General features: G+C 69.8%; 8 protein-coding genes and 1 pseudogene. 4 read left to right on the top strand and 5 right to left on the bottom strand.

Annotated features, from left to right (window positions below):
- Positions 1-25 precede the first annotated feature (25 nt).
- Positions 26-1,381 (top strand): glutamine synthetase family protein, encoded by a 1,356-nt coding sequence (locus tag JNX00_RS19550; protein ID WP_070399421.1) that lies wholly within the window; start codon positions 26-28, stop codon positions 1,379-1,381.
- A 15-nt stretch (positions 1,382-1,396) separates the two neighbouring features.
- On the opposite strand, the gene JNX00_RS19545 is transcribed toward JNX00_RS19550, so the two are convergent.
- Complete coding sequence (locus JNX00_RS19545) at positions 1,397-4,333, bottom strand: EAL domain-containing protein (RefSeq protein WP_204743341.1); 2,937 nt, start codon at positions 4,331-4,333, stop codon at positions 1,397-1,399.
- Positions 4,334-4,578: 245 nt separating this feature from the next.
- Here JNX00_RS19545 and JNX00_RS19540 point away from each other — a divergent pair, with 245 nt between their 5' ends.
- Complete coding sequence (locus JNX00_RS19540; RefSeq protein WP_239478184.1) at positions 4,579-4,884, top strand: RNA-binding protein; 306 nt, start codon at positions 4,579-4,581, stop codon at positions 4,882-4,884.
- Between the two features lie 35 nt (positions 4,885-4,919).
- Positions 4,920-6,731 (top strand): annotated as a pseudogene (locus JNX00_RS19535) (carboxyl transferase domain-containing protein); the annotation flags it as partial.
- 7 nt (positions 6,732-6,738) lie between these two features.
- On the opposite strand, the gene JNX00_RS19530 reads toward JNX00_RS19535, so the two are convergent.
- Genes JNX00_RS19530 through JNX00_RS19520 form a run of 3 tightly spaced genes read right to left on the bottom strand, consistent with a single transcriptional unit; the run spans position 6,739 to position 12,642 of the window.
- Positions 6,739-7,224, bottom strand: a complete 486-nt coding sequence (locus JNX00_RS19530) for a response regulator (protein ID WP_070399425.1) — start codon at positions 7,222-7,224, stop codon at positions 6,739-6,741.
- Complete coding sequence (locus JNX00_RS19525) at positions 7,221-11,090, bottom strand: PAS domain S-box protein (protein WP_204743336.1); 3,870 nt, start codon at positions 11,088-11,090, stop codon at positions 7,221-7,223. Before JNX00_RS19525 ends, JNX00_RS19530 begins: the two co-directional genes overlap by 4 nt.
- 49 nt (positions 11,091-11,139) lie before the next feature.
- Positions 11,140-12,642: an FAD-linked oxidase C-terminal domain-containing protein gene (locus JNX00_RS19520; protein WP_204743334.1), complete on the bottom strand. Its 1,503-nt coding sequence runs from the start codon at positions 12,640-12,642 to the stop codon at positions 11,140-11,142.
- Between the two features lie 185 nt (positions 12,643-12,827).
- Here JNX00_RS19520 and JNX00_RS19515 point away from each other — a divergent pair, with 185 nt between their 5' ends.
- Positions 12,828-13,250: an Hsp20/alpha crystallin family protein gene (locus JNX00_RS19515; protein WP_070399428.1), complete on the top strand. Its 423-nt coding sequence runs from the start codon at positions 12,828-12,830 to the stop codon at positions 13,248-13,250.
- A 31-nt stretch (positions 13,251-13,281) separates the two neighbouring features.
- On the opposite strand, the gene JNX00_RS19510 is transcribed toward JNX00_RS19515, so the two are convergent.
- Positions 13,282-14,151, bottom strand: coding sequence for a LysR substrate-binding domain-containing protein (locus JNX00_RS19510; RefSeq protein ID WP_070399429.1), 870 nt, complete (start codon positions 14,149-14,151; stop codon positions 13,282-13,284).
- Between the last annotated feature and the right edge of the window lie 20 nt (positions 14,152-14,171).

Genomic DNA, 14,171 nt, shown 5'->3' with positions numbered 1-14,171 from the left:
TCCTCTTCTTCACCCGCGACGCCCCATGGCCGACACCCCCAGCAGCGACCCGCAACGCATCCAGCAGTGGCTCGACGAGCACCGCATCACCGAAGTCGAGTGCCTGATCCCCGACATGGCGGGACAGGCGCGCGGCAAGATCGTGCCGCGCCACAAGTACGACCCGGCCGTGGGCCTGCGCCTGCCCGAGGCCGTGCTCACCATGACCGTGACCGGCGACTACCCCGAGAAGGACTACACCTCGGTCGCCGACCCCGACATGCAGCTGCGCCCCGACCCGGCCACGCTGCGCCCGGTGCCCTGGGCCAAGGAGCCGACGGCGCAGATCATCCACGACTGCTTCTCCTTCGATGGCAAGGCGGTGGACCTGTCGCCGCGCAACGTGTTGCGCCGCGTGCTCAAGCTGTATGAGGACGAGGGCTGGAAGCCCATCGTGGCGCCCGAGATGGAGTTCTACCTGGTGCAGGTCGAGCCCGACGAGGACATTCCGCTCAAGGCCCCGGTGGGGCGCACGCGCCGCAGCGAAGCGGGCATGCAGAGCTTCTCGATGGACGCCATCAACGAGTACGACGACATCTTCGACGTCATGTACGACTGGTGCGAGGCCGAGGGCATCCAGCTCGACACCCTCATCCACGAGATGGGCACGGCGCAGATGGAGATCAACCTGGACCACGGCGACCCGTTGCCGCTGGCCGACCAGGTCTTCCTGTTCAAGCGCACCATTCGCGAGGTGGCGATCCGCCACCAGATGTACGCCACCTTCATGGCCAAGCCCATGCAGGGCCAGCCGGGCAGCGCCATGCACATCCACCAGAGCGTGGTGGGGCTGGCCGACGACCAGAACATCTTCAGCCGCGCCGACGGCGAAGCCTCCGACCGCTTCTTCCATTTCATCGGCGGCCTGCAGACCTACCTGCCGGCGGCCATCGCCTTCTTCGCGCCCTATGTGAACTCGTACCGGCGCCTGTCGCGCTACACCTCGGCGCCCATCAACCTGAGCTGGGGCTACGACAACCGCACCTGCGGGCTGCGCGTGCCGCATTCGGTGCCGCAGGCGCGGCGGGTGGAAAACCGGCTGGCGGGGGTGGACGTGAACCCCTACCTGGCGCTGGCGGCCAGCCTGGCCTGCGGCTACCTGGGCATGAAGCAGGGCATCAAGCCCACCGATCCCCTGTCGGGCAGCGCCTACGAGCAGCCGCACCAGCTGCCGCGCCACCTGGACGACGCGGTCGAGAACCTCATGCGCTGCGCGCCGCTGGTGGAGCTGTTCGGCGAGCACTTCATCCAGACCTACGCGGCGATCAAGGACACGGAATACCGCGAGTACTTCGACGTGGTCAGCCCTTGGGAGCGGCGCTTCCTGCTGCTCAACGTCTGAGGCGGGCGGGCGCGCTCAGCCCACCACCACCATGCCCGACACGGGGTTGGAAAGCAGCACGTCCAGCGCCTCGACGGGCAGCGGCTTGGCGAACAGGTGGCCCTGGAACTGGTCGCAGCCCTGGTAGGCCAGGAAGTCGCGCTGCTCGATCGTCTCCACGCCCTCGGCCACCACCTGCAGGCTCAGCGATTGCGCCAGCGCAATGATGGCGCGCGAGATCGCCGCGTCGTTCGGGTCGGTCAGCACGTCGGCCACGAAGGCGCGGTCGATCTTCAGCTGGTCCAGCGGCAGCCGCTTGAGCAGCGACAGCGAGGAGTAGCCCATGCCGAAGTCGTCCAGCGAGAGCGTCACGCCGAGCGACTTCAGCATGCCCATCTTTTCGATGGTGATCTCCATGCGGTCGGCCAGCAGGCTCTCGGTGAGCTCCAGCTTCAGCCGCTGCGGCCGGATGCCGCTGGCGCGGATGCAGGCCATCACCGAGTCCACGAAGTCCGGGTGGCGGAACTGGCGCACGCTCACGTTGACGGCGATGCTGAGGTTGGCCGTCTCCGGCCGCTTGGACCAGGCCGCCAGTTGCCCGCAGGCCGTCTCCAGCGCCCACAGGCCCAGTGGCAGGATCAGGCCGGTGTCCTCGGCCACGGGAATGAAGGCCGCTGGCGAGAGCAGGCCGCGCTCCGGGTGGTTCCAGCGCAGCAGGGCCTCCACGCCGATGATCATGCCGGCCTTGTCCACCTGCGGCTGGTAATGCACCACGAACTCGCGCCGGCGCAGGCCGTCGCGCAGGTCGGACGCGGTGCGCGCGTTGTCGCTCATTTCGGCCTGCATCGCGGGGTCGAAGAAGGACAGCGTGTTGCGGCCCATGGACTTGGCCTGGTACATCGCCAGGTCGGCCTGCTTGAGCAGATCGCCCACGTCGGCCTGCGTGCCGTGGAAGATGGTGACGCCGATGCTGGGCGTGGCGAAGTGCTGGTGTCCGGTGAGCGCGAAGGGCTCGCGCAGGGTCTGCAGCACCTTGTTGGCCAGCACGCGCGCCTTGTGCGCCGCCGCCACCGGACTGGGACTGAGGTCGTCGGCCATCACCACGAACTCGTCGCCGCCCAGGCGCGCCACCAGGTCGGTCTTGCGCACGCTGGAGGTCAGGCGCTGCGCGACCTTCTTGAGCAACTGGTCCCCCATCTGGTGGCCCAGGGTGTCGTTGAGGATCTTGAAGTTGTCCAGGTCGATGAACAGCAGCGCGCCGTGCTGGCCGCTGCGCGCGCTGCTGGCCAGGGCCTGCTGCAGCCGGTCGAGCAGCAACTGGCGGTTGGGCAGGTCGGTCAGCGGGTCGTAGAAGGCCAGGTGGCGGATCATGTCCTCGGCCGTCTTGCGCTGCGTGATGTCGCGCCCCACCGCCACCCAGTGCGTCACCTCGTCCGCGCTGGGCTGCACCGACACCACCTCCAGCTCGACCCAGAACAGCGCGCCGTTCTTGCGCCGCACCATCAGCTCGGTGCGCGCCTTCTGCGTGTCGCGCAGGCCGCGCGAGATCTCGCGCAGCTTGGACACCGCCGGGTCCAGGTCGAGCAGCATGCCGGGCGACTGGCCCAGCACCTCGGCGCGCGAGTAGCCCGTGTGCAGCTCGAAGGCGTCGTTGACGAAGACGATCTTGGGCTCGTTGCGCAGCTCCTGCGCGCCGGTCTCGGCGATCAGCACGATGTCGTTGAGCCGCGCGACGCTGGTCTCCAGCAGCATCAGCTGTTCCTGCGAGCGGCGGCGTTCGGTCACGTCGCGGAAGTACACGGCCAGGCCTTCGGCGAAGGGATAGGCCCGCACCTCCAGCCATTTGCCCAGGGTGGCGAACCAGTCCTCCAGCTCCACGCGCCGGTTGGTCTGCAGCGCGCGGCCCAGGTGTTCCTTCAGGCGCTGCGCGACGCTGGGCGCGAAACCGTGCCAGACCTCCACGCCCAGCAGGTCGGCCGTGGTTTTTTGCAGCAGGCGTTCGCTTTCCTGGTTGAGGTAAGTGAAGCAGCACTGGCGGTCCAGCGTGACGAAGGCCTCGGTGATGCTGGCCAGCGTGGTCGTCAGGCGCATGGCCAGGCGCAGGGTTTCCTGCTGGGCCTGCTTGGTGGCCGAGATGTCGTGCACGGTCACCTGCACGCGCATGGGGTCCCCGTTGTCGTCGAGCACGGCGGCGCCCACGACTCGCACCCACTTGGGTCCGCTCGTCTCGATCAGCACCTGCACCTCTTCGTCGAAGGGGTCGGCGCTGGCGGCGCAGCGCTCCAGCCGCTGGCGCAGGCCCTGGCGCCACTCGGGCGCATGGTGTTCCAGCAGGTCCTCCAGGGTGCGCGGCTGGGCCTCGGGGCCGAGGCCCAGCAGGCTCAGCAGGCCGGGCGAGCAGTCCACCCGCTCGCCCGAGGTCTCCACCGACCAGCTGCCCAGGCCCGCGGTGCGCTCCACCAGCTCGATCTGGCCCTGGTGGCGGCGCTGCATCGCCACCTGCGTGGCCAGCAGCTCGCGCTGGCGGCGCTGGGTCAGCACCAGGTCGGCCGCCGTTTCGCTCACCAGGCCGATGCCGATTTCGTTGCGGCGCTCTTCCCGCGGGTGGTGGTCCAGCAGCAGCAGGAAAGCGCCCGGCGCGCGGGCCAGCGGCAGCCAGTGCAGGTGGTGGACGGCGCGGCGGCCGCGGCCCAGCTCCAGCGGGACCCAGCGCGATTCGCGGTTGGTGTCGCCCACCCAGGCCTCCTGCGGGCCCAGCGTGTGGACGATGTCCAGGGCGAGCGCCTCCATGGGGGCATCCAGCCCCCAGCGGCCCAGCACGCGAACACCTGTTTCCAAGCGTTCCAGCAACAAGGCCGCCGAGACACGGCCTTCGCGCGCGGCCAGGTGGGCGACGCGGTCGAAGGCCTCGCGCGGCTCGGGAAGCCGAGTGGCATCGGCGGTCGGCACATTTGAGGGACGGGCGGTGGGCATGATGGCCTTAGGATAGCGAGCCTGGCGCGGCCCGCGACCAGCCGGCGTTGCCGGGCGGCATTCGCCATTCGTGAACTACCGCACGCCACGCCGCGCAGCGACGGATTTTTGTAACAGACTTGTGACTTTTTGTAGCCTCTGCCCTAGCATCCGACCCATTGTCATTGGTGCACCGCGATTCAAGGACACACTCCATGCAAGCCATGTCCACCACTGACATCCGAACGGATGGGGGAGCCCGCAAGGTGAGCGCACTCGCAGAACTCCGGCAGCACAACGATGTGTCGAGCCTGAAATCGGCCCTGCACCAGCTGTGCAGCGAATTCGGCCGCATTTCGCGGCTGGACATCCTCACGGCCATGCACGAAGGCACCAAGCAGGCCATTTGCTTTCTGCGCATGGAACGCCCCGAGCAGGAACAGCAGCTCATGAAGACCCTGGGCGTGGGTCGTTTCGGTGGTGAGGTGGTGTTCGTGCTCAACCTCAACGTGCCGAGCAAGCAGAACGACTTCGGCCCCTCGTCGCAGTGGTGCGACTCCGACATCTACTGAGCGGCCCCGAGGCACGTTCCCACCTCCCCTAGACCTTGCGCTCGCCGCTCCAGGCCCAGGTCGTCCAATGGCTGGTGCAGCCGGGCGATCCGGTTCGCCTGGGCCAGCCGCTGCTGGTGGTCGAGGCCATGAAGATGGAGCATGAGCTCCCGGCGGAGCGCGACGGCCGCCTGGCCGACCGCCTGGTGGCCCCGGGCGACACCGTGAACGCGGGCGATCCGCTCTGGCGCATCGAGCCGCTGGTGGTGCCGGCACCGACCCCCGCCGCCGAGCCTCCATCGCCCGCCGCTCCCGCCGCCGACAGCGAAGCGCTGCATCGGCTGCGCGCGCGGCTCGCCTTCGTGGAAGACGCCGCGCGCCCCGAGGCCGTGGCGCGGCGCCATGCGCTGGGCCTGCGGACCGCGCGCGAGAACGTCGCCGACTTGTGCGACCCGGGCAGCTTCATCGAATACGGCGCGCTCGCCGTGGCCGCCCAGGCCGCGCGCCGCAGCGAGGCCGAGCTGATCGCGCAGACGCCGGCCGATGGCCTGGTCACTGGCATCGGCGCGGTCAATGGCGCGCTGTTTGGCGCCGAGCGCTCGCGCACGGCCGTGCTGGCCTACGACGCCACCGTGCTGGCCGGCACCCAGGGCATGCGCAACCACCAGAAGACCGACCGCCTGCTGGGCATCGCGCTCGACCAGCGCCTGCCCGTGGTGCTGTTCGCCGAGGGCGGTGGGGGCCGGCCGGGCGACACCGACATGCCCATCGTGGCGGGCCTGCACGTGGGCACCTTCGCGGCCATGGCGCGCCTGTCGGGGCGGGTACCGAGCATCGGCATCGCGGCCGGCCGCTGCTTCGCGGGCAACGCGGCCCTCTTGGGCTGCTGCGACCTGGTCATCGCCACGCGCGGCAGCAACATCGGCATGGGCGGCCCGGCCATGGTCGAGGGCGGTGGCCTGGGCCGCTTCCCGCCCGAGGCGATCGGCCCGGCCCAGGTGCAGCACGCGAATGGCGTGATCGACCTGCTGGTGGACGGCGAGGCGCAGGCCGTGGCCGCGGCGCGCCGCGCCCTGGCCTTCTTCCAGGGCCGTGTGGCACCGGTGCCCTCGCCGCCGCCCGAGCGGCTGCGCGAGGCCTTGCCCGCCAGCCGCTCGCGCAGCTACGACAGCCGCGCGGTCCTGCATGGCCTGGCCGACGGCGGCAGCGCGCTCTGGCTGCGCGAAGGCTTCGGCCCGGGCATCCACACCGCGTTGGCGCGCTTCGACGGCCGCGCGGTGGGCGTGCTGGTGAACAACCCGCGGCACCTGGGCGGCGCCATCGATCCCGACGCGGCCGACAAGGCCGCGCGGTTCATGCGCTGGTGCGATGCCCATGGCCTGCCGCTGCTGAGCCTGGTCGACACGCCGGGCTTCATGGTCGGCCCCGAGGTCGAGGCGCGCGCCCAGGTGCGGCACGCGAGTCGCCTGTTCGTGGCGGCGGCGGCCTTGCGCGTGCCGTTCTTCAGCGTGGTGTTGCGCAAGGGCTTTGGCCTGGGCGCTATGGGGATGACGGCCGGCGGGTTCCATGCGCCGGGCTTCACCGTGGCCTGGCCGGGCGCCGAGTTCGGCGCGATGGGGCTGGAAGGGGCGGTGCGCCTGGGCTACCGCAAGGAACTGGAGGCGGTGCCCGAGGGGCCGCAGCGCCAGGCGCTGTTCGATGAACTGCTGGCGCGCCAGATCGCCCAGGGCGCGGCGATTCCCATGGCCACCACGCTGGAGATCGACGCCGTCATCGACCCGGCGGACACGCGGGCCTGGCTGTTGCGCGGGCTGGAAGGCGCCAAGCTGCGCGACGGGCCGGCCGTGCGCACCGTGGACCCGTGGTAAGGCGCCGCTAGAGCAGCTCGCCGAAACCGGTGCTGCGCACGCCCGCGGTGGCCAGTGGCGGCGCGGTCTGGTTGATGTTCACCCAGAACTCGCACACGTGTTTCATGGCGCTGAGGAACTGCGAGAACTCGGTCGGCTTGGCGATGTAGGCGTTGGTGCCGGCGTCGTAGGCGCGCAGCAGGTCGCTGGGCTCGGTGGACGAGGTGAGCACCACCACGGGGATGTTGTGCAGGATGTCCGAGCTCTTGATCTCGCGCAGCACGCCGATGCCGTCGAGCAACGGCATCTTCAGGTCCAGCAGCACCAGCACGGGGTTGCTGCCCGGGCGGTTGGCGAACTGGTTGCGCCGGAACAGGTAGTCCAGTGCCTGCATGCCGTCGGAGACGTGCGTCACGCGGCCGTCCAACCCGTGGCGCGAGAGCGCGAGCTTGGTGAGTTCGGCGTCGTCGGGGTTGTCCTCGACGAGAAGGATGGCATCGGCGGTCTTGTTCATGGTTCCAGGGGGGCCGGCATGGAATCGGTGGGATCGGGTGCTCGGGGGCCGTCGATGGGAAGGGCGAAATGGAAGACGCTGCCTTCACCCAGGCGGCTTTCCGCCCAGATGCTGCCGCCATGGCGCTCCACGATACGACGGGTCAGGGCAAGGCCGATGCCTGTGCCCTCGAATTCCGACGCGCGGTGCAGGCGCTGGAACACGCCGAAAAGTTTCTGCGCGTACTTGGTGTCGAAGCCGACGCCGTTGTCGCGCACGGAGAAGGTGTAGCCGCGCACCGGGTCCAGGTGCCAGCTGACCCCGATGACGGCGCGCTCGCGTGGCCGCGTGTACTTGAAGGCGTTGCCCAGCAGGTTGGCCCAGACCTCTCGCAGCAGCAGGGCGTCGCCGTGCACGATGGGCAGGTCGGAAGCGATCTGCCAGTCCACCACGCGGCCGTCGGTGTCGTGCGCAAGCTGCGAGACCACGGCGCTGACGAGGTGGTTGAAGTCGACCGGCGCGATGTTCACCGCCGCGCGCCCCAGGCGCGAGAAGGCCAGCAGGCCATCGATGAGCTGGCTCATGTGGCGCGCCGAGTTGCCGATGGTGGCGAGGTAGCGCGTGGTGGTTTCGTCGCGCTGCAGGCCCAGGTGCTCTTCCAGCAGGCTCACGAAGCTGGAGATGTGGCGCAGCGGCGAGCGCAGGTCGTGCGAGACCGAGTAGGAGAAGGACTCGAGGTCCCGGTTGGCGGCCAGCAGCTGCTCGGTGCGTTCGACGACGCGCTTTTCCAGCTCGTCGTTGATGTTGCGCATGAGGTCATCGAGCTGCTTCGCGTCCGTCATGTCGCGGTTGATCTTGGCGAAGCCCTTGAGGTCGCCGCGCTGGTCGCGCAGGGCGATCAACACCGAGTGCGACCAGTAGCGCGAGCCGTCCTTGCGCAGCTGCCAGCTCTGCACGTCGTGCTGGCCGCGCGAGGCGGCCAGGCGCAGCATGCGCTCGGCGTCGGCGCGGCCGGCGGCTTCGTCCACCGGGTCGAACAGCACGCCGTAGTGGCGGCCCAGCATCTGCACGGGCGAGTAGCCGTCCATGCGCTGGGCGCTGTCGGTCCAGTCGGTGATGAAGCCGTTGGCGTCGAGGAAGAAGATGCAGTAGTCGCGCAGGTTGTCCACCATCAGGCGGAAGCGCTGCTCGCTTTCCAGCAGCTCGGCCGAGCGTTCCTGGATGCGCTGCTCGAGCTCCTCGTTCAGGTGGCTGACGCGCTCCTCGACGCGCTTGCGCTCGGTGATATCGATGATCTGCACGAACACACCGCGGACCTTGCCGTCCGGCCCTGGGTCGGGCAGGTAGTTCGCGCTCATGAAGATCGGCGTGCCGTCGGGCATGCGGCGCCAGGCCTCGAAATGCTGCGAGGTGCCGGCCAGGGCGCCGCGCATGCGCGGCTCGATGTCGGCCCAGATGTCGGGGGCGACGCAGCGGCTCAGGTGCTGGCCGACGATGCGCTGCGGGTCCATGCCGTAGACCCGCAGGTGCTCGGCGTTGGCGAAGCGGAAGTGCAGGTCCGCATCGAGGTAGGCGATGAGGCCTGGCACGCGGTCGGTGATGGACTGCAGGAAATGCTGCTGGCGGCGCAGCGCGTCCTCGGCCGCCCGGCGGCGGGTGATGTCGACCACCGTGGTGTTGCTGCGCAGGAAACGGCCCTGCGCATCGCGCACCGTGGTGGACGAGACCAGCGCGTAGAAGCGCGTGCCGTCGCGGCGCAGCATCTCGTATTCCACACCGTCGAGCGCGTCGTCCTGCAGCATGCGGTGCATGTGCGAATCGAGCAGCGGCACCTGGTGCGGCGGGATCACGTCGCGGAAGTTGAGCTTGCCCACCACCTCGTCGCGCGTGTAGCCCAGCCACTCCAGCTCGGTGTCGTTGATCGAGACGAATATGCCGTCGATGTCGAGCGAGTGGTAGCCGCAGGGCGCGCGGTTGTACAGGGCGTTGGCTTGTTCGAGCGCGCGCGCGAGCCGCTGGTTGGCCTGCGAGACACGGTCTTCCGAGGCCTTGCGCTCGGTGATGTCGATCATCTGGATGATCAGGCCCTGCACCTGGCCATCCATCTGGAAAGGGATGTACTCGATGCTGGCGTAGTACGGCTCGCCGCCGGGGAAGCGGCGCTCGCCTTCGAAACGCTGCGGCTCGCCCGCGAGCGCGGCGCTCAGGCGCTCGCGCACGGACTCGTAGACCTTGCGGTCGGCGATCTCGCTCAGGTGCAGGCCGACCACCGAGTCGTGCGAGCGGTCTTCCCGCCAGCGGGTGTAACTGGCATTGGCGAAGCGGCAGATGAGGTCGCGGTCGAAGAAGGCGATCTGCACCGGCGCGTTGTCGCTGATGGTCTGCATGAACCGGCTCTGCGCGGCCAGCGCCTGCTGCGCCGCCTTCAGGGCGGTGATGTCGATCAGTGTGTTGTTGGAGCGCAGGAAGCGCCCCTTGCTGTCGCGCACGGCCGTGCTGCTGACGAGCGCCGAGAAGGTGCTGCCGTCGCGGCGGCGCACCACGGTCTCGATCGGGTCGAGCTTCTCGCCGGCGACCAGGCGGTTCAGGCGCTCCAGCACCTGTTCCTGGTTGCCGTCGCCGGGCGGCACCATGTCGCGCACGTTCAGCTTGCCGATCACCTCGTGGCGCTCGTAGCCGAGCCAGTCGAGTTCGGTGCGGTTGATGAGCACCAGGGTCCCGTTGGCGTCGAACGAGTGGTAGCCGCAGGGGGCCTGGTTGTAGAGCGCCTGCGCCTCGGCCAGCGACATGCTCACGCGCTCCTTGGCTTCGGCCAGTTCCTCGGTGCGTTCCTTGACGCGCTTTTCGAGCTCGGCATTGAAGCGGCGGATCTCGTCCTGCTGCTGGTGCAGTTCGGTGATGTCGCGCGAGACCGCCAGCAGCATGGCGGGCTGGCCTTGGGCGTCGCAGATCGGCGTGAGCGCGGTGTCCCACCACTTGGGCGTGCCCTTGAAGGTGTTGCCGAAGGCGACGAAGCGCGAGCCCTTGCCTTGCCGCGCGGCGGCGACGGCGTCGCGCGCGAGCGTGCCGCCCTCGTCGGGCCACCAGGTGGTCCAGTCGCTCAGGCGAACTTCTTCGAAATCGTCCACCTCGACCAGGCGGCAGCCCTGCTCGGTCATTTGCACCACGCGGCCTTCCAGGTCGAGCACCTTGGTGCAGTCGGGGCTGCTGGCGATGATCTGGCGGTTGAGTTCGTCCTTGATGCGGGCCTCGGCCTCGAGCACGCGCATCGGGGTGATGTCCTGCACGAAGCCGAGCTGGCTGACGACGCGGCCGCTGGCGTCGCGCAGCGGGGCGTTGCGCGTCAGCACGTACACGGTCTCGTTGCCCGGCTTGACGATGCGGAACTCGACGTTGAGGCTCTCGCCGCGCGAGATGCCGCGCACCCAGGCGGCCTGCACGCGCTCCAGGTCTTCGGGGTGCACGCGGGCGAGCCAGCCGAAGTTGGGAAAGTCCTCGCGCTGCAGGCCGAAGATCTGCTGCAGCTGGCTGTCGATGTGGGTCAGCAGCCCGCCCTCGTCGGTGCGAAACACGCCGATGGGGAACACGCTCGCGAGCGCGGCGAACAGGGCCTCGAACTCCAGTTTGGCCTGGGCGGGACGGCCGTCGCGGTCGGCGTCCAGGGCCGAGACCAGCGACAGCGGCAGGTCGGCGCGCAGCCCCGGCTGGCTGGCGTCGGCCGCCGGGTTCAGGCCGCTGAGCTGCTGCGCGTAGCGCTGGCGCAGGTACTCGTTCTCGGCGCGCAGCGTGCGCAGCTCCAGCTGCATGGCCCGCTCGCGTTCGCTGACGCCCGCCTCGCCGTCGCGGCGGGCCAGGGGCGCATCGGTGGGCGAAAGGCGGGCGCTCATTGGAGGCAATGTACCCCAGCCCAGGGGGCCTGCCGCGTGGAACAGCGCCCTAAAACCGGGGGAGATCGGGGTGCGGCAACCGCCCGCCGCGCACCAGCAACCGCCCGTACTCCGCACAACGTTGCAAGGTCGGGATCACTTTGCCAGGGTTGAGTAATTCTTTGGCATCAAAAGCGCGCTTGATACCGAACATCTGATCGTTCTCTTGCGCGCTGAACTGCACGCACATACTGTTGAGCTTTTCCACACCGACGCCGTGCTCGCCGGTGACGGTGCCGCCCATGGCGACGCTGGTCTCCAGGATGTCGGCGCCGAAGCGCTCGCAGCGCTGGAGCTGGTCGGGGTCGTTGGCGTCGAACAGGATCAGCGGGTGCAGGTTGCCGTCGCCCGCGTGGAACACGTTGGCGCAGCGCAGGCCGTAGGTGGTCTCCATGGCCTGGATGGCCAGCAGGATGTCGGCCAGGCGCTTGCGCGGGATGGTCGAGTCCATGCACATGTAGTCGGGGCTGATGCGCCCGCTGGCCGGGAAGGCGTTCTTGCGGCCGCTCCAGAAGCGCAGGCGCTCGGCCTCGTCGCGGCTGACGGCGATGGCGGTGGCGCCGCAGCCGCGCAGCACGGCGCTCATGCGGTCGATTTCCTCGGCCACCTCCTCGGGTGTGCCGTCGCTTTCGCACAGCAGGATGGCCTCGGCGGACAGGTCGTAGCCGGCGTGCACGAAATCCTCGACGGCGGCCGTCATGGGCTTGTCCATCATCTCCAGCCCGGCCGGGATGATGCCGGCGGCGATCACGGCGGCGACCGCGTCGCCCGCCTTTCGCACGTCGTCGAAGCTGGCCATGATGCAGCGCGCCAGCTGCGGCTTGGGCACCAGTTTGACCACCACCTCGACGGTGACGGCCAGCATGCCCTCGCTGCCGACCACCAGGGGCAGCAGATCGAGGCCGGGCGTGTCCAGGGCCTCGCCGCCGAAGGTGACCGGCTCGCCCTCGATGGTGAAGCCGCGCACCTGCAGCACGTTGTGGATGGTCAGGCCGTACTTGAGGCAGTGCACGCCACCGGAGTTCTCGGCCACGTTGCCGCCGATGGTGCAGGCGATCTGGCTGCTCGGGTCGGGCGCGTAGTACAGGCCATGCGGCGCGGCGGCCTCGCTGATGGCCAGGTTGCGCACGCCGGCCTGCACGGTGGCGGTGCGCGAGCGCGGGTCGATGCGCAGGATGCGGTTGAACTTGGCCAGCGACAGCACCACGCCCAGGGCATGCGGCATGGCGCCGCCGGACAGGCCGGTGCCGGCGCCGCGCGCCACCACCGGCACGTCCAGCGCGTGGCAGGCCTTGAGCACGGCGGCCACCTGGGCCTCGGTCTCGGGCAGGGCCACCACCATCGGGCGCTCGCGGTAGGCGGTGAGGCCGTCGCATTCGTAGGGGATGGTGTCCTCGGGCTGCCACAGCAGCGCGTGGGCGGGCAGCAGGGGCGTCAGGGCCCGCACCACGGCGGCCTGGCGCTCGGCGCGGGCCAGGCGCTGGGCCTGGTCGGGGTGGGGTGGGGCGTTCATGGCGGGGGCGTGGGTGGCGGGCCAGTGTAGGCGCGCCGGGCCCGGCGGGGATTGAAAAATCCTGCAGCGGCTGTTGACGAGCGGCGGGCGCGCGGGGTCTTGAAATGTTCGGGGGGCGACTTCAGTTTCGAGACACCCCGGTGCCGCGGTGGTCGCGGCGCCCTCGAATCTGGAGGACTTTCACCATGACCGGACTCATTGCCCGCAACAGCCTGTTCGATGACCTGTTCCGCGACGTCGCGCCCGGCTTCTTCGTCAAGCCGCTGCACGGCGACGCCCTGCCCGCGCAGATCAAGGTGGACGTGAAGGAAACGCCCGTGGCCTACACCGTGGACGCCGAGCTGCCGGGCGTGGCCAAGGACGACATCCAGGTCACCATCGAGGACGACGTGGTCACCCTGCGCGCCGAGGTCAAGCAGCAGGACGAGCAGCGCGACGGCCAGCGCGTGCTGCGCAGCGAGCGGTACTACGGCGCCGTCTCGCGCGCCTTCCAGCTGCCGCAGCGCGTGGACAAGGACGCGTCCAAGGCGCGCTTCGACAACGGCGTGCTGCGGCTGACGCTGCCCAAGAAGGCCGCCACCTCGGCCCAGCGCCTGGCGATCGATTGAGTGAGAGTGCGGTGGGCGCCGTGGGCGGTGCTCACCCCATGGCCTGCTGCAGCCAGCGCGCGAACGCCGCGCATTCCCAGCGCTCCATGGTGCCGGTGCGCCAGCACAGGTAGTGCGCGTGCGGGCTGGGCACGCGGCGCGGGTACAGGGGCACCAGGGCGCCGCTGTCCAGCCAGGGCGCGGCCAGCTTGTAGCGCAGCAGGCCCACACCCATGCCGGCGGCGGCGGCGTCGCACATCAGGCCGATGTCGTTGAACTGCGAGCCCTCGGTGGGCTCGGGCCAGTCCAGGTCGTGCGCGGCGAACCAGGTGCGCCAGGGCTCCAGAGGGCTGCGCAGCAGGGGCAGGCCTTCCAGGTCCTCGGGTGCCTCGAAGGGGCCGTGCTCGCGCGCGAAGGCCGGCGAGGCCATGGGCGAGACCTCGTCCTTGGCCAGCAGCAGGTACTCCACGTCGGCGTAGCGGCCGGTGCCGTAGCGCACCATCAGGTCGGCGTCCTCGGCCACCACGTCCAGCAGCGGGATGCTGACCTGTAGCGTGAGGTCGATCTCGGGATAGGTGTCGCTGAACTGCTTCAGGCGCGGCAGCACCACCGAGCGCGCGAAGGTGGGGGTGATGGCCAGGCGCAGCTTGCGCCGCCCGGGCGCGGCCTTCTGGCTGGGGAAGCGCTGCAGGGCGCCCAGGCCGTCGCGCACGTGGGTGAGGTACTCGATGCCGTCGGTGGTGAGCGAGAAGTCCGCGCGGCCGAACAGCTTGGTGCCCAGGATCTCTTCCAGCTGGCGGATGCGGTGGCTCACCGCGCTGGGCGTGACGTTGAGCTCGTCGGCCGTCTGCGTGACGCTGCGCAGCCGCGCCAGGGCCTCGAAGGCCAGCAGGCACTGGATGGGCGGGATGCGCGCCGTCATCACGCCCCCACGCTCCGCCG

The organism is Hydrogenophaga sp. YM1 (genome assembly GCF_016903055.1).
Classification (GTDB): Bacteria; Pseudomonadota; Gammaproteobacteria; order Burkholderiales; family Burkholderiaceae_C; genus Hydrogenophaga; species Hydrogenophaga borbori.
Note: the sequence above shows the minus strand (reverse complement) of the source record. Positions and strands in the feature narration are given on the sequence as shown.

Coding starts and splice junctions, on each gene's coding strand:
- JNX00_RS19550 (WP_070399421.1), top strand. CDS start 26: ATGGCCGACACCCCCAGCAGCGACCCGCAACGCATCCAGCAGTGGCTC.
- JNX00_RS19545 (WP_204743341.1), bottom strand. CDS start 4,333: ATGCCCACCGCCCGTCCCTCAAATGTGCCGACCGCCGATGCCACTCGG.
- JNX00_RS19530 (WP_070399425.1), bottom strand. CDS start 7,224: ATGAACAAGACCGCCGATGCCATCCTTCTCGTCGAGGACAACCCCGAC.
- JNX00_RS19525 (WP_204743336.1), bottom strand. CDS start 11,090: ATGAGCGCCCGCCTTTCGCCCACCGATGCGCCCCTGGCCCGCCGCGAC.
- JNX00_RS19520 (WP_204743334.1), bottom strand. CDS start 12,642: ATGAACGCCCCACCCCACCCCGACCAGGCCCAGCGCCTGGCCCGCGCC.
- JNX00_RS19515 (WP_070399428.1), top strand. CDS start 12,828: ATGACCGGACTCATTGCCCGCAACAGCCTGTTCGATGACCTGTTCCGC.
- JNX00_RS19510 (WP_070399429.1), bottom strand. CDS start 14,151: ATGACGGCGCGCATCCCGCCCATCCAGTGCCTGCTGGCCTTCGAGGCC.